18 protein-coding genes, 1 tRNA gene and 1 pseudogene are annotated in these 23,712 nt (G+C 41.1%); 14 read left to right on the top strand and 6 right to left on the bottom strand.

What is annotated here, in order from left to right; genetic code table 11:
* Nucleotides 1–28 precede the first annotated feature (28 nt).
* On the top strand, nucleotides 29–424 hold the full coding sequence (locus AQ505_RS21720) for a response regulator (RefSeq protein ID WP_062550120.1): 396 nt from the start codon (nucleotides 29–31) through the stop codon (nucleotides 422–424).
* A gap of 55 nt (nucleotides 425–479) precedes the next feature.
* Here the strand turns inward: AQ505_RS21720 and AQ505_RS21725 are convergent, their stop codons facing one another.
* Nucleotides 480–1,106, bottom strand: a complete 627-nt coding sequence (locus AQ505_RS21725) for a tetratricopeptide repeat protein (RefSeq protein ID WP_062550121.1) — start codon at nucleotides 1,104–1,106, stop codon at nucleotides 480–482.
* Between the two features lie 367 nt (nucleotides 1,107–1,473).
* Here AQ505_RS21725 and lon point away from each other — a divergent pair, with 367 nt between their 5' ends.
* From lon to AQ505_RS21740, 3 genes are all read left to right on the top strand, one after another.
* Nucleotides 1,474–3,945 (top strand): endopeptidase La, encoded by a 2,472-nt coding sequence (lon, locus tag AQ505_RS21730; RefSeq protein ID WP_062550122.1) that lies wholly within the window; start codon nucleotides 1,474–1,476, stop codon nucleotides 3,943–3,945.
* Nucleotides 3,946–3,984: 39 nt separating this feature from the next.
* Nucleotides 3,985–4,494 carry a hypothetical protein gene (locus AQ505_RS21735; protein WP_062550123.1) on the top strand — a complete coding sequence of 170 codons (510 nt, stop codon included), beginning with the start codon at nucleotides 3,985–3,987 and terminating at the stop codon, nucleotides 4,492–4,494.
* Nucleotides 4,495–4,556: 62 nt separating this feature from the next.
* Nucleotides 4,557–5,519, top strand: a complete 963-nt coding sequence (locus AQ505_RS21740; protein WP_062550124.1) for a lipid A deacylase LpxR family protein — start codon at nucleotides 4,557–4,559, stop codon at nucleotides 5,517–5,519.
* 12 nt (nucleotides 5,520–5,531) lie between these two features.
* Here AQ505_RS21740 and arfB read toward each other — a convergent pair.
* Nucleotides 5,532–5,906, bottom strand: a pseudogene (gene arfB, locus AQ505_RS21745) (alternative ribosome rescue aminoacyl-tRNA hydrolase ArfB); the annotation flags it as partial.
* 117 nt (nucleotides 5,907–6,023) lie between these two features.
* Between arfB and cmk the strand changes: the two are divergent.
* The 5 genes from cmk (at nucleotide 6,024) to AQ505_RS21770 (ending at nucleotide 13,324) form a co-directional block, all read left to right on the top strand.
* The gene (gene cmk / locus AQ505_RS21750) at nucleotides 6,024–6,704 is read left to right on the top strand and encodes a (d)CMP kinase (RefSeq protein ID WP_062550126.1); all 681 of its coding nucleotides are present in this window, start codon (nucleotides 6,024–6,026) and stop codon (nucleotides 6,702–6,704) included.
* Between the two features lie 196 nt (nucleotides 6,705–6,900).
* Complete coding sequence (locus AQ505_RS21755; RefSeq protein ID WP_062550127.1) at nucleotides 6,901–7,488, top strand: TetR/AcrR family transcriptional regulator; 588 nt, start codon at nucleotides 6,901–6,903, stop codon at nucleotides 7,486–7,488.
* 56 nt (nucleotides 7,489–7,544) lie between these two features.
* Nucleotides 7,545–8,711 carry an efflux RND transporter periplasmic adaptor subunit gene (locus AQ505_RS21760; RefSeq protein ID WP_062550128.1) on the top strand — a complete coding sequence of 389 codons (1,167 nt, stop codon included), beginning with the start codon at nucleotides 7,545–7,547 and terminating at the stop codon, nucleotides 8,709–8,711.
* Between the two features lie 9 nt (nucleotides 8,712–8,720).
* Nucleotides 8,721–11,897: an efflux RND transporter permease subunit gene (locus AQ505_RS21765; protein WP_062550129.1), complete on the top strand. Its 3,177-nt coding sequence runs from the start codon at nucleotides 8,721–8,723 to the stop codon at nucleotides 11,895–11,897.
* Between the two features lie 20 nt (nucleotides 11,898–11,917).
* Complete coding sequence (locus tag AQ505_RS21770; protein WP_062550130.1) at nucleotides 11,918–13,324, top strand: efflux transporter outer membrane subunit; 1,407 nt, start codon at nucleotides 11,918–11,920, stop codon at nucleotides 13,322–13,324.
* 103 nt (nucleotides 13,325–13,427) lie between these two features.
* On the opposite strand, the gene AQ505_RS21775 is transcribed toward AQ505_RS21770, so the two are convergent.
* From AQ505_RS21775 to AQ505_RS21785, 3 genes are read right to left on the bottom strand one after another with little or no spacing between them, the layout of a single operon-like run.
* On the bottom strand, nucleotides 13,428–16,607 hold the full coding sequence (locus AQ505_RS21775) for an efflux RND transporter permease subunit (RefSeq protein ID WP_062550131.1): 3,180 nt from the start codon (nucleotides 16,605–16,607) through the stop codon (nucleotides 13,428–13,430).
* A gap of 15 nt (nucleotides 16,608–16,622) precedes the next feature.
* Nucleotides 16,623–17,738, bottom strand: a complete 1,116-nt coding sequence (locus AQ505_RS21780; protein ID WP_062550132.1) for an efflux RND transporter periplasmic adaptor subunit — start codon at nucleotides 17,736–17,738, stop codon at nucleotides 16,623–16,625.
* An 8-nt stretch (nucleotides 17,739–17,746) separates the two neighbouring features.
* Nucleotides 17,747–19,096, bottom strand: a complete 1,350-nt coding sequence (locus tag AQ505_RS21785) for a TolC family protein (RefSeq protein ID WP_062550133.1) — start codon at nucleotides 19,094–19,096, stop codon at nucleotides 17,747–17,749.
* Between the two features lie 363 nt (nucleotides 19,097–19,459).
* Between AQ505_RS21785 and AQ505_RS21790 the strand changes: the two genes are divergently transcribed.
* The 5 genes from AQ505_RS21790 to AQ505_RS21810 all read left to right on the top strand — a co-directional run bounded on the left by AQ505_RS21790 (nucleotide 19,460) and on the right by AQ505_RS21810 (nucleotide 22,984).
* Nucleotides 19,460–20,143 carry a response regulator transcription factor gene (locus tag AQ505_RS21790; RefSeq protein ID WP_062551153.1) on the top strand — a complete coding sequence of 228 codons (684 nt, stop codon included), beginning with the start codon at nucleotides 19,460–19,462 and terminating at the stop codon, nucleotides 20,141–20,143.
* Between the two features lie 44 nt (nucleotides 20,144–20,187).
* The gene (locus AQ505_RS21795) at nucleotides 20,188–21,507 is read left to right on the top strand and encodes a sensor histidine kinase (RefSeq protein ID WP_062550134.1); all 1,320 of its coding nucleotides are present in this window, start codon (nucleotides 20,188–20,190) and stop codon (nucleotides 21,505–21,507) included.
* Nucleotides 21,508–21,588: 81 nt separating this feature from the next.
* Nucleotides 21,589–21,807 carry a hypothetical protein gene (locus AQ505_RS21800; RefSeq protein WP_062550135.1) on the top strand — a complete coding sequence of 73 codons (219 nt, stop codon included), beginning with the start codon at nucleotides 21,589–21,591 and terminating at the stop codon, nucleotides 21,805–21,807.
* 106 nt (nucleotides 21,808–21,913) lie between these two features.
* Complete coding sequence (locus tag AQ505_RS21805) at nucleotides 21,914–22,822, top strand: 3-keto-disaccharide hydrolase (RefSeq protein ID WP_082461677.1); 909 nt, start codon at nucleotides 21,914–21,916, stop codon at nucleotides 22,820–22,822.
* An 88-nt stretch (nucleotides 22,823–22,910) separates the two neighbouring features.
* A tRNA-Arg gene (locus tag AQ505_RS21810) sits at nucleotides 22,911–22,984 on the top strand.
* A gap of 173 nt (nucleotides 22,985–23,157) precedes the next feature.
* Here AQ505_RS21810 and AQ505_RS21815 read toward each other — a convergent pair.
* Complete coding sequence (locus AQ505_RS21815) at nucleotides 23,158–23,610, bottom strand: GNAT family N-acetyltransferase (protein ID WP_062550136.1); 453 nt, start codon at nucleotides 23,608–23,610, stop codon at nucleotides 23,158–23,160.
* Nucleotides 23,611–23,712: the final 102 nt, after the last annotated feature.

The raw sequence follows: 23,712 nt of genomic DNA on the forward strand, positions 1-23,712 counted from the left end.
ATGATAACCAACGAATAAATATAATCCAATGAAAAAATTTTATCTGATAGATGACGACACTATTTTCGTTTTTTTAACAAGAAAAACGTTACAGGTTGCCAATCTAAGTACCGACCTGACCGTCTTTGAAGATGGAAAAAAAGCTTTATTAGATTTGGAGTTGAGCGCCAACCAGCCGGAGTTATTACCAGATGTGATCTTTCTGGATTTAAATATGCCGGTATTGGATGGCTGGGGATTCCTGGAAGAGTATTCATTGCTGGAACCTAAAATGAGCAAGAAAATCGAGATTTATATCGTTTCTTCTTCGATCTCTCCATCAGAACTGGAACGTTCTCAGCGTATTCCTGTGGTGACCGACTTTTTAACTAAACCCCTGAGTCGCTCCAAATTTGTGGAGATATTTGATGGCGCAGAAGTATAAAAAAAATGCCTGCTATTGCGGTTACAATAGCAGGCATTTTTGATGTCAGTAATCCTTATTTCAGACTGGCAATCTGTGCTTTCACATAATCTACTAAACCGATGATATCCTTACGTAAAGGCTGTACCACCAATACCTTTTGAAAATCAGCAATAGAGTTATTAAATAAAGTGATGACAGCAGCTTTTTCCGGTCCTTTCTTCACTTTATACGATTTATAGATGGCGTAATCTTTATAAGCCAGCCCTCTATTTTGCAATAACTGTGTATCTTCTTCCCCATTCAGCTCAATTGCTTTACTGAAATCTTTAATTGCGGAAAGATAAAAATTGTCTCTCATTTGACTCAGTGACTCTTTTGGATCATTTGCAATGTTCAATCTTGCTTTTCCTCTATAATAATAGGCAGAATAATCTGAAGGCTTTACTGTAATCAATCGACTATAAGCAGCGATTGAATTTTCAAAATCTCCACATTGAAAATAAGAATATCCCAGCATCTTCAACACATTCGCATTGTTCGGAGTTTTGGTATCCGCCTTCTCTAATTGTCCAACGGCAGCCTTATAATCCCCTTTCATCATGGCTTGCAGCCCCAATTTATCGTAACCGCTATTTTGAGCGATACCGACCTGAGCAGAAAAGACAAATAATAATAAGATGGTTTGCTTGAAATAGTTCATTAAGTTTTATTTAAAATATTAAATATATTTAGATTTGATTCCCAACTCCTAAATAAGATTACGTGATCCGGGAATGATAAAAGTATTTGAAGGCAACTATCATACCAGTTACAAATACCTCTCTTAAACGCTAAATAAATGAAAATATGATAAGCCGAAGAATTATTCTGATTTTTTTTCAAAAAAGGTCAGACAATTACGCATATTGCTTTAGCTGTTCTTCATTTATTCCTGACTTTTTAACAGGGAAAAGGGCCCATGCCTCTTTTGGCACAGGAGTTGAAAATACAGATAATACAATATAATTAATAATTTCGTAGACGGCATACTGTCAGATTGTCGTTTTTATTTTAGAAAGACTTAATAAATGAGTAAACAAGATCATTTTGATTTTAGCAACGCACTACCCATTATAAATGAAGATACAGAGTTTTTCCCGCTGATGTCCCAACAAGACGAAGACGAGATGAACAATGAAGAGACTCCTGAGGTACTGGCCATCCTTCCTTTAAGGAATACCGTACTTTTTCCAGGAGTAGTCATTCCAATTACTGTTGGCAGGGATAAATCTATAAAGCTGATCAAGGAAGCTTACAAAGGAAACCGGATTATCGGAGTAGTATCCCAACGGGATGTTTCGATAGAAGACCCTACGTTTGAGCAGCTGAATAGTGTAGGAACGGTGGCGCAGATCATAAAAATGCTGCAGATGCCAGATGGAAATACAACTGTAATTATCCAGGGCAAACAACGTTTCCGCCTGATTGAAGAAGTTCAATCGGAGCCTTACATTAAGGTAACCATCAGCAAATTCGAAGAGTCGAAACACAAAAGCGACAAAGAATTTAAAGCAATGGTGGCCTCTATCAAGGAAATGTCTTCGCAGATCATTCAATTGTCGCCGAACATTCCAAGTGAAGCTGGTATTGCCTTAAAAAACATAGAAAGCACTTCTTTCCTGATCAATTTCATCTCTTCAAATATGAATGCAGATGTTTCTGATAAGCAAAAAATGCTGGAAATGGGCAACCTGCGTGAGCGCGCAATGATGGTGATGGAACTATTGACCCTGGAACTTCAAATGCTGGAGTTAAAAAACCAGATTCAATCGAAAGTCCGCACCGACCTGGACAAACAGCAAAGGGATTACTTCCTGAATCAACAATTAAAGACCATACAGGAAGAACTGGGTGGTTCTTCTTCCGACCTCGAATACGAGGCTTTGCAAGTACGCGCAAAGAAGAAGAAATGGTCTGAACCTATAAAAGAACATTTTACGAAGGAGCTGGATAAACTGGGAAGAATGAATCCCGCAGCCCCTGACTATTCTATACAGATCAATTACCTGGAGCTCTTACTAGACCTTCCATGGAATGATTTCACGAAAGACAACTTTGACCTTAAACGTGCACAGCGCGTACTGGATAAAGACCATTTCGGTTTAGAAAAAGTAAAACAGCGTATTATAGAATACCTGGCTGTTTTGAAGCTCAAACGCGACATGAAAGCCCCTATCATTTGTTTAGTAGGCCCTCCGGGAGTAGGTAAAACCTCATTAGGAAAATCAATTGCGAAAGCATTAAACCGTAAATATGTGCGTATGGCACTGGGTGGCATCAGAGATGAAGCTGAAATCCGCGGCCATAGAAAAACTTATATCGGTGCTATGCCAGGCAGAATCATTCAATCCATTAAAAAAGCCGGTGCTGCAAATCCTGTATTTGTTCTGGATGAGATTGATAAAGTGGGTGCTGATTTTAGAGGCGACCCTTCTTCCGCATTACTGGAAGTATTGGATCCAGAGCAAAACTCTGCTTTCAACGACCACTATGTAGAGGCTGATTATGACCTTTCCAATGTACTGTTTATCGCTACTGCCAACTCATTGAGCAGCATACAGCCAGCTTTGCTGGATCGTATGGAGATCATTGAAGTGAATGGTTATACGATTGAAGAAAAGATTGAGATTGCTAAAAAATACCTTTTACCTAAGCAAAAAGAACAGCACGGGATCAAAACAAAAGACATCGTTCTAAAGAACAGTCTGATTGAAAAAGTAATCGAAGATTATACAAGAGAATCTGGTGTTCGTGGACTGGAGAAAAAGATCGGTTCCTTAGTACGTGGTGTGGCGACTAAAATCGCGATGGAAGAAACGTATGAGCCAAACCTGACCTTAGACGATGTAGAGCGTATTTTAGGTGCCCCTATATATGATAAGGATCTTTATGAAGGCAATGAAGTTGCCGGAGTAGTGACTGGTTTAGCCTGGACACAGGTTGGTGGAGACATTCTATTTATTGAGGCGAGTTTAAGCCCAGGTAAAGGGAAGTTAACCTTAACGGGTAATCTGGGTGAAGTGATGAAGGAGTCTGCAGTGATTGCATTGGCTTACTTACGTTCACACGCAGCCATTTTCGGAATTGACTATGCCCTTTTCGATCAATGGGATATCCATGTACACGTACCTGCCGGCGCAACGCCAAAAGATGGTCCATCTGCTGGTATTACCATGCTAACTGCATTGACTTCTGCATTTACACAGCGTAAAGTAAAATCTAACCTGGCCATGACCGGAGAGATCACCTTACGTGGAAAAGTATTGCCGGTTGGTGGAATCAAGGAAAAAATCCTTGCCGCTAAACGTGCCAATATTAAAGATATCATTCTTTGTAAATCGAATAGAAAAGACATTTTAGAGATCAAGGAAAGCTATATTAAGGACTTAAATTTCCATTATGTAACGGAGATGAAAGAAGTGATTGAGCTGGCGTTAATGAAGGAAAAAGTGAAAGATGCGCAAGACCTGAGTGTTAAAATCAAGCCGGTTGCAAAATAGGCTGTTTTTACTTATTATTGCGGCACCAAACAAACCTTAATGAGAAAATTAACACTGGCTTTTACTTTATTTTTAGCCCTTACCAGTACACAGCAGCTTTTCGCACAGGAAAGCAGCAATACGAGTCCTGCTACGTCAAGAGCACAGAACATATTTATTGAACTGGGCGGTCAGGGTTTAACTTTTACAGCAAATTACGACTCCAGGTTCTCTAACAAGAGAGATGGCATCGGAGGTAGAGCCGGTATTGGATACCTATCTGTAGATGGCGATAAAGTGACTACCATTCCTTTATCCTTGAATTACCTGCTGGGAAAAAGCGGGAAGTACTTTGAACTGGGATTAGGCGCTACTTATATTTCTACCAGCGGCGATGCGGAAGTACTTTTCAATAAGAATGAAAGCAATGTAATTGGTACCATGAGTTTTTTCTACCGGGTACAACCGGAGGATAGCGGTTTCGCTTTCAGGATTGGACTTAGTCCAGTCTTCAGCAGAGACTTCTTCCTACCTTATTATGGTGGTCTAAGTCTTGGCTATACTTTTTAACATAAAAAATACGATATTCAACTCCGGCAAATCTGCCGGAGTTTTTTTTTAGAAAAATAATAATGAAAGCTATAAGCAAAGTACTGCTCCCTTTATCCCTGATTTACCTGCTGGCCACCAGTCCGGTTTCAGCACAAAGCTTCAAAAATGAGTTTGGTTTTAAAAGCGACAATGATTCCTACCTGCTGCAGGGCTCTGACCGCTATTATACCAATGGCTTATTTATCAATTTCCGCCATGCCTTGAATCAAAGCGGGCTCCCGGAAAAGCTGGAAAAGAAAACTTATGAAATTGCTATTGGCCAAAAGATGTACAATCCTTATTCTGGTGCCGCACCCGATCCGGCAAAACAAGACCGTCCATTTGCAGGCTACCTGTATGCGGAAGGTGCATTGAACTGGTTTTATAAAAATGAAAGCATTTTGAAGACCAGCGCACAGATTGGGGTAACCGGACCGGCATCACTGGCAGAAAAAGGCCAGGAGCTCTTACATAAAACCGTTGGCTTCTATCAACTGGAGGGCTGGGATTACCAGATTAAAGAAGAAATGCAGGTAAATCTATCCGCGCAATACACCAGATTATTACACCGTTTTAAAGACCAGGCTGCAGACTTCTCTTTTGAAGGTTATGCGAATGTTGGAACGACCTTTAGTGGGGCCGGGGCAGGAATTTTATTCAGAGCAGGTCGAATCAATCAGCTTTTCAATGCAGCTTATACCAATTCAGTAATTGGAAACCAGTCGAAAACAAAGAATTTAGTAAAAAGTGAGCTGTTTTTTTATGCAAAACCTCAGCTTAATTTTGTGGCTTATGATGCCACCATACAAGGCAGTATGTTTAACAATGATAGTCCGGTTACCTTTGGGGTTAAACCAGTCGTGTTTGCGCAGCAATTGGGATTTAATTACAGCAGTCAGCGCTTTACCTTCGATTTTGGGATGATATTTAAGACTAAGGAAGTGAAAAGTACCGCCAGAGCCCATCAGTATGGCAATATTAGTATGTTCTACCGCTTCAACTAATTCAGCAGTAAATTAGTCCAGGGCAGGACGTTTCCGCAAGGTTTTCTTTGTGGAAACGCTCTGTTTGTCCTGTAGCCGCTTCCTGATCACCGATTTCGGTGTCTTGGTGGGCTTTCTCTTTTTTTGAATGTGCAGGCCCGATTTCAGCAGGGCCATCAATTTTAGGATCGTTTGCTCTTTGTTCATCAGCTGACTCCTGTCTTCCTGCGAAACGATGTGCAGGTTTCCTTCCTGATCCAGGCGATTGTCCAATCTTTCCATCAGCAAGGTCCTTTCTTCTTCCGTCAAAAAAGCTGCAGAAGGCAAATGAAGGATCAGTTCTACTTTACTGGAAACCTTGTTTACATTCTGGCCGCCTTTACCTCCGCTCCTGGAAGTTTTAAAGGTGGCTGTTCTAAGTATATCTTCTTTATTGGGTAACATGCAGTAAAAGTAGCTAAAGAAAATCGGCCATTTAAAAAAAATTTGGGGGAACAATTCCCTAAAACATTAACTTTGCCCTATATGAGGAAAAATCTGGTTGTAGCTATCGACGGCTACTCATCATGTGGAAAAAGTACATTAGCGAAAGCATTGGCAAAGAAACTAGGTTTCATTTATATTGATAGCGGAGCGATGTACCGGGCGGTTACGCTTTATTTCCTTCGCAATCACATCGACATGAATGATCCTGAAGCAGTAAAAGACGCTTTACAGCATATCGAATTAAACTTTCATTCCAGGGATTACGAATCGCACATTACCTTAAATGGCGAAGAAGTATCTGAAGAAATCAGACTGATGCCGGTTTCGGAAGCAGTAAGCGAAGTATCAGCCAATAAATTTGTCCGCAAGGATATGGTGAAACAGCAGCAGCGCATGGGCAAATCAAAAAACATTGTGATGGATGGCCGTGATATTGGCACTACTGTTTTCCCGGATGCTCAGGTCAAGTTCTTCATGACTGCCGATCCAAAAATCAGGGCAGAACGTCGTTACAAAGAAATGCAGAGTAAAGGGGACACTTCTACCACTTTAGAAGAGGTATTCGAAAATCTGGCTCACCGTGACTATGCAGATACTACCCGCGTTGAAAGTCCGCTCACACGTGCAGAAGATGCCGTAATCCTCGATAACACTAACATCACTCCACAAGAGCAACTTGATTTTGCAATTGAGCAAGTAAAGCTTCATTTCCCTCAATAAGTAAAAATGACCAAAATAAACTAACTATGGCATGTTATATACCGTAATTATCAATACATACAGAAGGGCCTCGGCCCTTTTTTTTGTCAATAATCAGTTACAAATCTCCTCTTAGCTTAAACATTACAATTCCATGTTTTAACTCATATACCAGATTAATACTTTTGTTTAACAATTTTGTCAAACTCAAAAGTATATGTCAACTCGCGAAACTGGTACGGAACAATTAATAAAAGATACGGCTAAGCACCTGTTTTTTTCGGAGGGTAAATTACATGCTACCACACAGGAAATCGCGGATGCAGCCGGAGTGAATCGTACACTCGTAAATTATTATTTTCGCTCCAGGGACATCCTGTTTGATCAGGTGTTCAATGAGGCACAAGAAGGATTTGTCTGCACGCTGGATGAAGTATTTGACTCCAAAATGCCTTTTAAAGAAAAAATCAGAAACCTGATCTCTGTATTCATCAAAGAAACTGCTCAATACCCTTTTCGCCAGCTCTTCATCATCACAGAAATGAATAGAAATGAGTTGATCAATGCGAAAAAAGCTAGGGCTAAAAAAGTGAAAGTTTTTTTACAAGAAGTCCAGACTGAAATGGACAATGGCATCGTAAAAAAAATGGATCCAAGACAATTCATGCTGAACCTATTCTCTTTAATGGCACACCCATTTATTACTGCGCCACTTAACAAAGCTTTATTTGGCATGAATGATGAAGAATATGCCGGTCTGATGGAGGATCGAAAACAGCTGATCTTTGAAACCATTTTCCCATAAAATCATCCTTTATATTATATTCTCTTAAAAACAAAAAACGAACAATACCCATAAAAATGAGATACACAATTCAATCACTATTATTGCTTCCGGCATTAATGATTTTAAGTTCATGCGGAAATAGCGGATCAAAACCAGGCGGTCCAGGAGCGGGTGCCCCTCAGGTCAAAGAATACAAAGTACTAGAGTTGCAGCCACGCAGCGCAACGTTAAACACAGACTACCCTGCCAGTATCCAGGGTCAGCAAAATATAGAAATCAGACCAAGAGTGGATGGGTATGTGGAGAAGATATTTGTAGATGAAGGCTCAATAGTCAAAAAAGGACAGCCCTTGTTCAAAATCAATGCCCCTCAATATGAGCAGGAAGTGCGTACCGCTACTGCGAGCATTAAAAGTGCAGAAGCAGAAGTGAGTTCAGCAAACATGGCGGTAAATAAAGTAAAGCCATTGGTAGAGAAAGATATCGTGAGTAAATACGAGTTAGAATCTGCACAATATACTTACCAGGCGAAATTAGCAGCATTGGCACAAGCGAAAGCAGCTTTATCAAATGCAAGAACCAATTTAGGTTATACTACGGTAACCAGTCCGGTAGACGGTGTAGTAGGTGCGATTCCTTTCCGTTTAGGAAGTTTGGTGAGCGGTAACAATGCAGAGCCTTTAACTACCGTATCCAGCACAGGAAACGTGTATGCTTATTTTGCATTCAATGAAAAACTGTTACTTCACTTCTTTAAAGACGATAAAGGAATGACGCTTGCTCAAAAGCTGGCTAAGCTTCCTGAAGTTTCTTTAATCTTATCTGATGGTAGTTTATACGATCATAAAGGGCGTATTCAAACCATCACCGGACAAATCAATACCACTACAGGTTCGGCAAATGTACGTGCGAGTTTCCCAAACCCTAAAGGTCTGATCCGCAGCGGAAGCAGTGCAACAGTAAGAATCCCAGATGCCATTACAGATGCTATTCTAATTCCTCAGAGCGCTACTTTTGAATTGCAGGATAAGCGTTTTGCAGTGGTGGTAGATAAAGATGGTAAAACGAAAAGCACCGCAATTACGGTATTGAAAAACACTGCAGGTACTTACTTCGTGGTAGAAGAAGGCTTGAAAGCAGGTGATAAAATCGTATTAGAAGGCGTTGGTACCTTAAAAGACGATACTCAGATTAAAGTAACCCCAGTAAGCGCGGACGTTGTTTACGCAGATTTAAAATAAGATCCATATATGTTTAAGATATTCATACAGCGCCCGGTACTTTCTACAGTGATCTCTGTGATCATTGTGATCCTGGGACTACTAGGGCTGCTCGCGCTGCCCATTTCACAATACCCAGACATTGCCCCTCCTACTGTGCAGGTTTCTGCAGCATACACAGGTGCGAATGCCGACGTGGTACTTAAAAGCGTCATCATACCACTGGAAGAGCAAATCAACGGGGTGGAGAACATGACTTACATGACCTCTACTGCAACCAATGATGGTTCTGCCAGTATTAACATTTTCTTTAAGGTAGGAACAGATCCCGATTTAGCTGCCGTAAACGTGCAGAACAGGGTTTCCAGAGCGACCAGCTTATTGCCTCAGGAGGTAACACAAGCCGGAGTTACCGTAACGAAAAGTCAGAGTAGTAATCTATTGATTTTCTCACTTTACAGTGATAATCCTGCTTACGACCAGACTTTCTTACAGAATTATGCGAAGATCAATCTGGTTCCTGCTATTCAAAGGGTAACTGGTGTAGGTAATGCGACGATTTTCGGATCCAAAGATTACTCGATGCGTATTTGGTTAAAACCAGATATGATGGCACAATACAGTTTGATTCCTGCTGATATCTCAGCGGCTTTGGCTGAGCAAAATATTGAGGCTGCTCCAGGGAAATTTGGAGAGAATGGCGACGAAGCTTTTCAATATGTAATTAAATACAAAGGAAGGCTGACGAAAGCAACTGAATTTGAAAATATCGTGGTTAAATCAGCGGGTAATGGCCAGCTGCTGCGTTTAAAAGATGTGGCCAGAGTAGAACTAGGCTCATTAAGTTATAGCTCTAACATCACCACCAATGGTAAACCATCAGTGGGTGTGGCCATTAGCCAGACTCCAGGATCAAATGCAAGAGACGTTATCAATGAATCGAAAAAGATCATTGAACAGTCGGCTAAAAACTTCCCTAAAGGTGTAAATTATATTTACCTGGTAGATGTCAATGAAAACCTGGATGCTTCAATTGAGAAAGTAGTACATACCCTTATTGAAGCCTTTATCCTGGTATTTATCGTTGTATTTATTTTCCTGCAGGATTTCCGCTCTACCTTAATTCCTGCGATAGCAGTACCGGTAGCGATTGTGGGTACCTTCTTCTTCTTAAACTTATTTGGTTTTACGATCAACTTACTGACCTTATTTGCCCTCGTCCTCGCCATTGGTATTGTGGTGGATGATGCGATTGTGGTAGTTGAGGCCGTCCATGCCAAGTTAGATCATGGTTATAAATCCGCCAGAAAAGCGACGATTGATGCCATGAGTGAGATTTCAGGAGCGATCATTTCGATTACCCTGGTTATGGCAGCAGTATTTATTCCCGTAACCTTTATTACAGGTTCTACAGGGGTATTCTACAAGCAATTCGGCATTACACTTGCGGTAGCAATTATCTTATCCGCAGTAAATGCATTGACCTTAAGTCCGGCATTGTGTGCTTTATTATTAAAACCACATGCAGACGACCATAAGCATCAAAGCTTTATTCAACGTTTTTATACCGCATTCAACGTATCATTTGATAACGTAACCAACAAATACAAAAAATCAATCCAATTCCTTTCTGTGAAGAAATGGATTGTATTGGGAGCTATTGTACTGTTCAGTGGCGCTTTAGTTTTCATGATGAAAACTACCCCATCTGCTTTTGTTCCTGCGGAAGATCAGGGTACTATTTTTGCCAATATCAGCTTACCGCCATCGGCATCTATGGAACGCTCTACGGTTATCGCGAAGCAAGTAGATAGTTTGGCACATACCATTCCGGAAGTAAAAAACACCTTACGTATTGTGGGGCAAAACTTTACTGCTGGTCAGGGTAGTGCTTACAGTATGGTAATTCTGAAACTGAAAACCTGGAGCGACCGCGACCGTGGTATTCAGGAAGTCATCGGCGAACTTTTCGCTAAGACTGCAGGGATCAGAGATGCGAGTATTTTCTTCATCTCCCCTCCTACGATTCAAGGATTCGGACAGAGTGGTGGATTTGAGTTCCAGGTACAGGACAAAGGGGGTCATACCGTTCAGGAGCTGTTCAAAGTAAACTCTGATTTCCTGGCTAACCTATCTAAACGCCCGGAAATTCAATATGCAACCACTTCATTTAACCCGAACTTCCCACAATATATGCTGGATGTAAATCTGGAAAAATGTAAAGAAGCAGGAATTACAGTAAACTCTGTACTGAACACCTTACAAGGTTATTATGGTGGATTGTATGCTTCAAACTTTAACCAGTTTGGTAAGCAATACCGCGTCATGATTCAGGCAGATGCCAATTACCGTAAAAATCCAGAAGGATTAAACAAAGTCTTTGTTAGAAACAGCAAAGGCGAAATGGCGCCAATCACGGAATTCATCAACATGACCAGAGTATACGGTCCAGAGTCGATTTCGAGGTTCAACCTTTTCAGCTCTATTGCCGTTACAGGTGCACCAAATGCAGGTTATAGCTCTGGAGATGCGATTAAAGCAATTCAGGAAGTAGCTGCAGAATCATTACCGGCAGGTTATGGCTATGATTTCTCAGGCCTTACCCGTGAAGAGTTGGCTTCTGGTAGTCAGACGGTGTTTATCTTTATCCTGTGTCTGGTATTTGTTTACTTCCTTCTGAGTGCGCAATATGAAAGTTATATCCTTCCATTTGCGGTAATCCTTTCTATTCCATTCGGTCTAGCGGGTGCTTACTTATTCTCGATCATCTTTAAATTAAACAGTAATATTTACCTGCAGATCTCCCTCATCATGCTGATTGGTCTATTGGCCAAGAACGGTATTTTGATTGTAGAGTTTGCGCTGGAAAGAAGACGTCAGGGGCTGGACATCGTCCAATCGGCCATTCAAGGTGCAGTAGCACGTTTCAGACCAATCCTAATGACTTCATTCGCCTTCATCTTTGGATTGGTTCCATTGATGTTCTCTACCGGTGCCGGTGCAGTGGGTAATAAATCTATTGGTACAGGTGCTGTAGGTGGTATGTTGATCGGAACAATTTTAGGGGTATTTGTGATCCCGGTATTGTTCATTATTTTCCAGACGTTACAGGAAAAAATCAGTGGTCCTTTACACTTAAAGACTTACGACGATGATGACGAAGACGCTATCGATCCGACTAAAGCTAAAAAAGCGCCGCAGCATTAATCCATTAATTAAGAGAAACAATGATTTTATCCTATAAAAAACAGATGTTCACCCTTGCATTGGCGGTTACCGTTTTTGCCTCTTGCAGGGTGACTAAACCTTACGAAAGTCCGCAGTTAAAAACGATGGGATTATTTCGTGAGCAAACGTCAACAGACAGCACCACCATGGCGAATACGCCATGGCAAACGGTGTTTGCTGATCCGCAATTGGCTGGTTTAATTCAGGAAGGCCTGGATCAAAATCTGGACTTGAAAAATGCGGTTCAAAATATTGTACAGTCGAAAGCCACTTTACAGCAAAGTAAAGCAGCCTTTTTCCCTACGCTAACCGCTGATGTGAACGCATCAAGGAATAAGCAGTCACAAGCTGGATTGAACTTTCCTCCGGGCATCAATATCAATACGCTGACCAATTCTTTCAAAGCGCAGCTGAGCACCAGTTGGGAAGCCGATATCTGGGGTAAGCTGAGCAGTTCGAAAAGAGCTGCCTTAGCGACTTACTTCCAAACAGATGCTGCAAAAAGAGCCGTACAAACTCAGCTGATTGCTGATATCGCGACCAATTACTATACACTACTTGCATTAGACAGTCAGCTGGAAATTACGCAGCAGACTTTGAAAAGCAGAATTACAGGTGTAGAAACGATGAAAGCTTTGAAAGAAGGTGCAGTTGTAAATGGCGCTGCGGTAGTTCAAAGTGAAGCCAGCAGATATGCAACAGAAGTAACGATTCCAGATTTGAAGAGAACCATCAGAGAGACGGAGAACGCGTTAAATATCCTATTAGCGAGGGCTCCAGGACCTATTAACCGTGGTAAACTGCAAAATCAGAATCCTACCAGCGATTTAAAAATCGGTGTTCCTACGCAATTACTTGAAAACAGACCAGATGTACAAGCTGCAGAATTTGCTTTCAGAAGCGCATTTGAGAACACCAATCTGGCCCGTACTTATTTCTACCCTTCCTTCACCATTACGGCGACAGGTGGTTTGTCAAGTCTGGATCTTAAAGACTTTTTTGACAAGTCGGTATTTTACAATTTGCTGGGTGGATTAACACAGCCGATCTTTAACAAAGGTTTAAATAAAGCCAGATTAACTACTGCAAAATCCGTTCAGGAGCAAGCAGTAAACAGCTTCCAGAAAACATTACTGGTAGCAGGTCGCGAAGTATCGGATGCTTTATACACTTACCAAACAGCAGTAGAAAAAGAAGAAGCGCGTGCAAAACAAATTGCGGCCCTACAAAAAGCAGTAGATTATACCCAGGAATTATTGAGATATAGCTCTGCTACTAACTATACAGATGTCCTGACTTCAGAACAAAGTTTGCTTGCAGCACAGCTGAGCGGTGTAAATGACAGGTTACAAAAACTACAATCTGTAGTTAATTTATACAGAGCATTGGGTGGAGGCTGGAAATAATTCCCGCTAAAGCTTGATCATAAAACGCCCCCTTAAAGTATTAACTTTTCGGGGGCGTTTTTATAAAATAGGAAATCCTGATAGGCCTGTAAAAATTAAGGAGTTAATCATCCTCTGCATGTAAAGTGTTTTTATGGTCTTCCGGTTTATAACTGGCTTGTAATTCGGCCAGTTTCTTTTTACCATAAGCAAGTTTAGTAATCAATACAAACAATACTGGCACAATAAACAGCGCCAATATTGTAGCTGACAACATCCCCGCAGCTACTGTCCATCCAATCGTCTGACGAGAAACAGAACCTGCTCCGGTAGAGATGATCAAAGGAATTACCCCCAGTACAAAGGCAAGCGAGGTCATAATAATCGGTCTGAGCCTTAACCTCACGGCCTCAATTGTTGCCGCAATGAGCTCCATCCCCCAGTCTACCCTTTCCTTGGCAAACTCCACAATCAAAATCGCATTTTTAGCGGATAAACCGATCAGGGTAATCAATCCTACCTGCGCATAAATGTTGTTGTCTAATTTCGGCAGGAAGCTTAAAGCGAGAATTGCCCCAAATAAACCTAGCGGTACGGAGAGTAAAATAGAGAACGGAACGGACCAGCTTTCATACAAGGCGGCCAGTAAAAGAAACACGAATACGATAATCAATGAAAAGATTAGCGTGGTACTGTTTCCTGCTTCCGTTTCCTCTAAACTCAAACCAGAGAAATCATAAGCATAATTGGCGGGTAAAGTTTGAGCGGCTACTTCTTGTAAAGCTTTCAGGGCATCACCGGAACTGCTGCCTGGTTTTGCGGCGCCACCAATCTCTATAGACCGGAAAAGGTTGTAGTGATTGATAATAGAGGCATTTTCTATCACCTTATAACTCACCAAAGAACTCAGTGGCACGGAAACGCCCTGTGCATTCATCACCCGAAGGTGTTTCAGGTTGTCAATATTTGCTCTATAATTGGTGTCGGCCTGACTCACTACGCGGAAGTTCCTGCCATATTTCGTAAAATCATTGATGTAACTGCTGCCCAGATAGGTGGAAATAGTACTGTACACGGCGCCAATAGAAACCCCCATCTTTTTCGCCAGATCCCGATCTACATGTATTTTATAGTTTGGTGTTCTGGAGTTGAACAGCGTATAAGCCATTCCAATTTCAGGTCGCTGATTTGCTGCTGCGAGGAATTTCCCCACATTGGCTTCAAACTCTTTGATGTCTCCACTCTGTTTCTCCTGAATCTGTAAGCTGAAACCACCACTGATTCCCAATCCTGGAATTGCCGGCGGCGAGACCACCAGAACACTTCCATCCTTATCACCGGCAAAACTTTTCGTTACGCTGGCCATAATTGCATTCACATCCCTTTTACGAAGGTCCCAATTTTTAAGCTGCACAAAGAAAGTACCTGCATTCGATTTGAAAGACCTGTTCAGGATATTGATTCCACTGATGGAAGTAATGTTGTCTACTTCAGGATTATTTTTGCGGATACTATCTGTGATTCTTTTGATAAATGCATCTGTACGTACGGAAGAAGCACCTTCGGGCAAACTTGCCCCGATTAAGAAAATCCCGGCATCCTCAGAAGGGATGAAACCTGTTGGCTTTTTAACAAATAAACCACCCGTTCCCAGGTAAATACAAAGCAGGATGATCAGTACCAGAGGAATTGACTTTAAGGCCTTTTTAACCCCCATAGAATAATTATGGGTTACACCAGCAAACCACCTGTTAAACTTGTAGAAGAACTTATTCAGCCCTTTGGAATCTGCTGTTAAATTCATTGGAACTAACAAAAGAGAACACAATGCCGGCGTTAGAGAAAGTGCAATAAAAGCAGAAATCAATACAGAAACGGCAATGGTAATTGCAAACTGCTGATACAGCTGTCCAACCATTCCCGGAATGAATCCTACTGGAATAAATACCGCAGCTAAAATCAGGGCAATGGCAATTACCGGCGCAGTGATGTCGTTCATCGCCCTGCGTGTTGCATCTGGAGCTGATAAACCATCATGGTCCATATAATGCTGTACTGCCTCTACCACCACAATCGCATCATCCACCACAATCCCGATCGCGAGTACAAAACCAAACATCGTCAGGGTATTGATGGAGAAACCAAAGAAAGTAAAGAAGATAAACGTACCAATGATGGAAACGGGGATGGCCAGTACGGGAATCAGGGTTGCTCTCCAGCTTTGCAGGAAGAAGAATACCACCAATGTTACCAGTACCAGGGCCTCAATTAAGGTACTCACTACCTCACTGATCGACACCTTTACGACGGTAACAGTTTCATAAGGAACCGTATAATCCAGGTCCTTTGGAAAAGACTTTTTCAATTGATCCAAAGCTTTTTGAATCCCATCTGCGGTTTGTACCGCATTCCCTCCCGGCGTCTGGTTGATCATCATCAGGGAGGCCACTTTTCCATTTACTTTAGAGCTATTGGCATAACTAAAGGCACCTAACTCCACTCTTGCTACATCTTTCAGAAAAACAACGGAACCATCTGCACCTGTTTTGATCACTATATTATTAAACTGATCTACAGTATTCAGGTCGCCATCCAGAATCACAGAAAACTCAAATGTCTGGTGGTTTGCTTGTGGAGGTGCACCCACACTCCCCCCTGGAATCCTCGTATTTTGCTCCTGTACCGCAGTAGAAACTGCTGCTGGTGTTAAACCATAATTGGCCAGTTTATTTGCATCCAGCCAGATCCGCATACTAAATGGCTGACCAAAAGCCTGTACATCTCCTACCCCTTTCACCCGCAATAATGCGTCTTTTACATACAGATTGATATAATTGGAAATAAATTTGTCATCATAAGTTCCGTTCGGAGAATACAAACCAACCACCATCAAAATATCATTGTTGGCTTTTTTCGTGGTCACTCCTAAACGGGTCACGGCCTCTGGCAAGGAGGGTTCTGCAATACCTACCCTATTTTGTACATCCAGGGCGGCGATGTCAATATTTGTACCTACATCAAAGGTGACGGTAATCGAAGAGCGTCCATCGGAGGTACTGTTGGATGATAAATATTTCATACCCGGGGTACCATTGATCTGACTTTCTATGGGAGTAGTCACTGTTTGCTCCACGGTCTGCGCATCAGCCCCGGTATAAGCTGCAGAAACAGTAACCGTTGGCGGCGCAATACTTGGGTACTGACTGATGGGCAAGGTAGTGATGACAATAGTTCCAATCAGTACAATTAAAATGGAGATGACGATGGCCGTGACCGGGCGCCTGATAAATACTTCTGAGATCATAAGCTTGAAATTCTTTTAAAATTTTACCACGGCACCAGGCCTTACATTTTGTGCACCATCTGAAACAATCAATTCGCCCGCTTTCAATCCATCTTTCACGACTACATTTTTATCAAATTGTTTTCCCAGCTGGATGATGCGTTGTTCTGCCTTGTTACTATCGGCCACTACATACACATTAAATGAGCCCAATTGCTCTATCACCGATTTATATGGAATCACCAATTCGTTGTCTTCAGATTTATTCAATACTTTCATATTCACCGTCATCCCGGCAATCAGCTTTCCAGATTCATTCGGATAACTGATCCTCACCTTGATCGTTCCTGTGGCCGGATCTACTGCACGGTCTATGGTAATAATTTTACCCTGACGTTTATACAAACTGCCATCTTGCAGCTGGACGGTAAAAAGAGAATCTTTGACCGCCGCCGGATTACTTTTCAGTTTCTGGAAATGCGGAATATCTGCCTGGTTTACGGTGATATCTACCGCAATCGGATTTCCGGTTGAAACCGTATTTAAAAGCGTAGAGCCTGCCGTTACCAACGCACCTGGTTTCACTTGGGAAATACCTATTGTTCCGGTTAATGGAGATACAATCACTGCATTTTGAAGGTCATTATTTGCAGAAGAAAGCGTTGCTTTTGCTGCAGCGACCTGCGATTCAGCATTGGCCAGATCCGTTAGCGCATAATCAACCCGCTGTTTAGCGATTGCATCCTGAGCGGCTAGGTTTTTATAGCGATCTGCGTCTTTTTTAGCCTTATCACGATTGGCCTGTGCCATCTGCACATTTGCTTTAGCAGAATTGTAGGCAGCCAGGTACTTTGTGCGGTCAATTTCATAGAGCTTCTGACCCCTGGTTACTTTCTGTCCATCCTTTACAAAGATGGCGGTCACAAAACCACCCACTTGTGCACGGATTTCGACTTCATCTAAAGCCACTACTACCCCTGGATAGGAATCCACGGTAGTAACCGGCTGAGCAGCTACCTTATAAACAGATACGGGAGTTGCCGGAGGTGGACCACCCTGCTGCTGTGCAGCTTTATTTCCATTACCGCATGATGCTAAAGAAATGGACCCCAAAATAACAATGCCTAGTTTTACGTGATTAATCGTCTTCATTTGAGTACTTATTGGTTTACGGTAATTGTGCCTAATGCTTGTTCTACGTCCAGTCTGGAAGAAAGCAGACTATACAGAGAGTTTAAATAATTGAGTTGTGCGGTACGCAGGTCTGTTTCCGAAGTCATCAGATCCAGATAGGCTTTTATGCCTTCATCGTATTGCAATTTGATGGTTTGGTAAACCTGCCGCGAAATTTCCACATTTGCACCCGCTGTTTTCCAATCGTTCAAATTGGCCTTATAAGTGGCCATGGCCTGCTCATATTGCGTCTTGATTTGATTTTTGGTATTGACCAGGTCGAGGTCTATCCTTTGCTCCTGCAGCTGCGACTTCCTGAGTTCCTGAATCCTTTTTGTACCCTGGAAGATCGGCAGCTTCAATGATAACCCAAACAATGAACTTGGATAATTCTTATCATAGAGGTTGCTGAAATTGTTATTCAGGTAATTCCAGTTATAATTGATAAATCCGGAGATATTGGGTAAGAAAGCCCATTTATTATAACTGGTATTCAGGTGCTGCAATTGCTTTTGCGTTTGCAGTAAGCGGTATTCCACCCTATTCTCATAAGTTTCTCTTTGATTGGTATCGATCAGAATTTGGTTTTCCATCTTTACTGCATCAAAATTCAGACTGAATTCCTTTTCACTATTATAACCAACCAACTCTTTAAGGTAGGCATATTTGTATTTGATCAGTTCCTCTGCCCGCTTTTTATCCGCTCTGGAATTACTGAGACTGATCTGTGCACGCTGATAATCGGTTTTATCAACGAGTCCAAAATCATACTGTGCTTTTGAATCTTTGAGTTGTTTTTCTAATCTCGCATTGTTTTCATTAATGATCTTAATTTGTTCTATACTGGTGAGCACATCAAAATAAGCCTTACTTACACTCACTACGGTATTGATTTTCGTATTTTCTGTATTTTGCAAGTACTGCTGTCTATAGTATTTGGCAGCTTTAGAAGCCTGAATTAAGCCTGCATCCAGAAATTTCTGATCGGCTTGCAACGTAAATGCGGAAGTGTTTTTGGAACCAAACGTCAACAAGGAGGTTTCCCCATTCATCGTCAGCTGCTGGACTTGCTGTTTCAGGTTATTGTTATAAGTGGCTGTTCCATTGATCTGAGGGAACCAACCTGAAAGCGCTGATTTGATATCACGTTCCCCTATTTCTTCATCTATTAATGATTGTTTCACTCCAGGTTTATTCAGCAGTGCATAAGCAATCAAGTCAGGAAGTGTTACGTTTTTAAGTTCTTTGGTGTTCTGTTCCGTTTGTCCAAAAGCAACCGAGCACCAGGTAACCGGCAGGATCAAGAGAAACGTTAAGATCGATTTGTGTAGTTTCATAAGGTAGGAAATGAAGTATTTATAAAATCATCATAGTTTGTGTTCCTTTCTAAAAAATGAATACCAGTTCCCCTTTTTAATCTTTTTTATCGCCGTCGCCTACCGATACACATTGTTCATTTGATGCTATTGATTTAACCAGATGAAGAGAACTTCTCAAGGGATATTATCGTGGTGTTTATCATAAAACGTTAATTAATCCTGCTGATATTGTAGAGGTTTATGATTTGACAACAACCTATGTATCAATATTGTTTCAGGATATTTAAAATTATAATCCAGCTGATTCAGCACCAGATTTGGTTGTTTTTTACTACGATCAAATCCAGAATATTAATTGTTTTTTTATGTAATATTGGCCTTATGAATATCCTGATTGTGGAAGACGAAAAAAACCTGGCACTGGAAATGGCCACATTTCTGGGAAAAGAAGGTTATACGATAGAGCATGCCTGGAAGAAATCCTCCGCAGCAGAAAAAATATTTGTGAATACATACGACTTTATTCTGCTGGATCTTGGCCTTCCTGACGGCGATGGTTTTGAATTGCTTCATCAGTTTAAACAATTAAAAGACCGGGAGGATGCAGTGATTATCCTGACTGCCAGAGGCGATGTGGAAGACCGGGTGAAAGGCCTGGAATCTGGAGCAGATGATTACCTGCCAAAGCCCTTTTCCTTAACGGAGCTACTGGCCAGAATGCATGCCATCATCCGAAGGAAACATAAACTGGAAATGAATGAGGTGAATATCCATCATTTTATCTTAGACATTAAAAACCATAAGCTCAGTTTTGAAGGACAAAAAATCAACCTGACTGGAAAGGAGTTTGAGATTTTCAATTACCTGGTATTGAATAAAAACAGAGTGATTTCGAGGATCAACCTGACAGAACATGTATGGGGTGATATTCTGGAGATCAACTCGGACTCGAATTTTGTGGATGTTCATGTTAAAAATTTAAGGAAAAAGCTGTCTGCACATGCGCCAATTGACTGGTTTGAAACGGTAAGAAGTATCGGTTACCGGATAAATTCCAACCTGTAAATACTTTTGAATATTCATAAAGACCTGTAAAAACTGCCTTAAAGATGAAACTGCAACTCAAGCTTGCGTTATACAATACCCTCACTAAGGTGGCCATCATCACCCTGATGGGAATTTTCATCCTGGTTTCTATCAACAGGATTTCGGTGAACCACATTCACCAGCGACTGATTCAGAAAAAGAATAAACTGGTGACTAACCTTTCCAGTACTGCGATCAATGATTTGCTGACACAGCAAAAGACTTTTACAGATTACAACTTACTCAAAGAGGAATACATCATTCTGAAAGAGGTAAAAAACAACCGCAAGCAAAAATTAAAGCAATATTTTAGTCGGGAGACCCGGGAAATTGAAGGCAGTCAGGAAGAATATGAGATCCTGAGCGCCGAATTTGAATACCGCGGCAAAAGATACCTGCTGGAACTTGGAGAAACGATGTCGACGGTAGGACAATTGGAAAACACGATTTCCGTCTTTACCTTCTTAATCTTACTCGCCGCAGTAATCCTAACCCTCCTCACCGACCTTGCTTTCAGTAAGTTTTTATTGGCCCCATTCTATCAGATCATTGATCAGAAACTCAACAAAGTAAATGATCCGATCAGCTTCAATTATGAACCCGTAAAGACGACTACAGAAGATTTCAGGATCCTGGATCAAAGTATCAGCAGCTTGATGAATAAAATCACTGATCTTTTCCTGACCGAGAAAGAATTCATTGCCAATGTTTCTCATGAGCTGTTAACCCCCATCTCCATTTTAAATACCCGATTGGAAAATGTGCTGAATGATGAAAAGTTAAGTGTAGAAGGAGAGAATAAGATTTTTGCCTGCTTAAAAACACTCAACCGCCTCAAATCAATTATCAATAGCCTCCTGCTCATCTCGAAAGTAGAAAACAACCAGTATAAAAAACCAGATTCGATCGTCCTGAAAGAAATGATTCATGAAGTTTATGAAGAATTAGAACATCGACTGGCAATGATGGATTTAACTTTTACCATCAATTTATCCGAAGATTACATTTTTAAAGGGAATCGTTCTTTATTCCATACCTTATTAATGAATATTGTAAACAATGCAATTAAATACAACCTTCCCTCCGGCAGTGTTCATATTTCTGACACTTTTATAGAGGATAAATATGCACTGATTATTGAAGATACCGGTCAGGGAATGGCCGTAAACCAGGTTTCACATGCGTTTCAACGCTTTGAAAAATTCCAATCCGAAAAAGAAGACAGTTACGGCCTGGGGCTTTCCATTGTGAAAAGTATTGCTATTTTCCATGAACTAGACCTCGAAATTGAGTCGGAAATCGGTAAAGGAACCCGGGTAATTTTAATCTTTCAAAAAAAATAACCATACCTGATCAATCTTCATAAAATCTTCATGTTTGATGAGCAACTTTGATCTAACAAATCACATAAAACAATTAAAAACATGAAAAGAACAATTTTAGCGCTTGCATTAGTTGCAACAACTTTCGGCGCATTCGCACAAACTCCTGCTGCAACTGCAAAACCAGTAGCTCACAAAGCACACGCTAAAGCGGTAGCAACAAAAACTGAAGTAACTAAAACAGCACCAGTAACTGCAGCTAAAACTACTGCAGCACCTATGACTAAAGCAGCTGTTAAACCTGTAGCAAAACAAAAATAAGTCTTAACCACCTCGTTAAGAACTATAGCCTAAGGGGATATCCAGATATGGATATCCTCTTTTTTTTGTATTTTGGCTTCAACCACACACCAACCTGAACCAAATTATGAGAAAATTCTTCCTTGTTCCCATCGCTTGCGCGGGGCTTTTTCTGAGCTTTAATACCATAAAGAAACCAACTGCAGACTTTCCGATAAAACAGCAAACTTTATCCACGAAAAAAAATCCACAAATTTCAGATACGCTAAGCCAGAACACCCTCGCACCATTCCCTAATAAAAAAGGCTGGATCTCACTTTTTAACAAAAAGAATATTGACGATTGGTTTGTGAAGATTGCTCATCATGAAGTTGGGGAAAATTATGGCAATACCTTTCGCGTGGAAGATGGCATGGTTAAAGTAAGATACGACCAGTATGGTGATTTCAACGACCAGTTTGGCCATTTATATTATAAAGTACCTTACTCGTATTACCATCTGGTAGTAGAATATCGTTTTGTAGGTGAACACCAAAAAGGCGCTCCTGACTATACGTTAAGAAACAGCGGAGTGATGTTTCATTCCCAGGATCCAAGAACAATGCCTAAAGAACAAGATTGGCCGATTTCTGTAGAGATGCAGTTTTTAGGAGGCTTGGGTGACGGCAAACCCAGACCTACAGGAAATATGTGTTCACCAGGTACTAATGTAGTGTATCAGGGCAAAATCGCCGCATCCCACTGTCTCAACTCGACTTCAAAAACTTATCATGGCGACCAATGGGTTCGTGCAGAATTGATTGTTTTGGGAGATTCCCTGATCACTCATATCATCAATGGCGATACCGTACTTCAATATTCCAAACCACAAATCGGTGGTGGAACTGCCAATAACTATGATCCTAAAATCAAAATTGACGGCAAGTTATTGAGCAGTGGCTACATCGCCTTACAAAGTGAAGGACAGCCTATTGACTTCCGAAAAGTAGAACTAAAAGACCTATCGGCTTTAAAAGAAAAAACCAAAGGCAAATAGGTCTGGTTTTCCTTTAATTATTTGTTTCTGCAAACTGTTGTAGATGTCCATTTTTACTTATACCTTTGCGACTCCAAAATTTGGATATGCATCCATAGCTCAGCTGGATAGAGCAACGGTTTTCTAAACCGTAGGTCATAGGTTCGAATCCTATTGGGTGTACAAGAGATTTATCTCTTAAATTAAGGCGACGTTGCTCCAGACGTCGTCTTTTTTTGTTTAGAAGGGTTGAATTAGAAATTAAACCCGTGATGATCAGTTATCCTTAACTTTAGCACCCAGGCTCATTACATTTCTCCCGCAATTAAGTTGTGATGCCATTTTAAAAGTCTGCCTTAATTGGGATCTATAACCATTTCCATATGAGGTATATCGTCCTCCAAATACGTTATCCCTGTTTCCTTAAAACCAAGTGCCGCATAAAAATCCTTTGCATAAGTTTGGGCGCCAATACGAATGGCCACCTCGCCAAAAAGTTCATGACATTTTTCAATAGCCAGCTGCATTAATATTTTACCAGCCCCAGTGCCCCGCACTTCAGAAGCAGTAAGAACCCTGCCGATTGATACCTCCGAAAAAGACAGACCAGCAGGAACTAATCTTGCATAGGCTACCAAAATTCCATTTTTTAAAAGCATCAGGTGGTTACAATGCTGGTCCTTGTTATCGGCATCCTGATAGCTGCATTGTTGCTCAACCACAAATACTTCATTACGAAGTCTTAAAATTTTATAAAGTTCATCAGGGCTCAAATCTCTGAATGTCTTTACAACTGTCTGGTATTCCATTTCTAAATTATTTTATGTGTTAAAAACCTACAGCCTAAATACAGTCCAATGGAAGTTACAGCAAGGTCAGGCAGCAAAGATAAGACGTATAATAATGCAATA

Source organism: Pedobacter sp. PACM 27299 (assembly GCF_001412655.1).
In the GTDB taxonomy this organism is placed as follows: Bacteria; Bacteroidota; Bacteroidia; order Sphingobacteriales; family Sphingobacteriaceae; genus Pedobacter.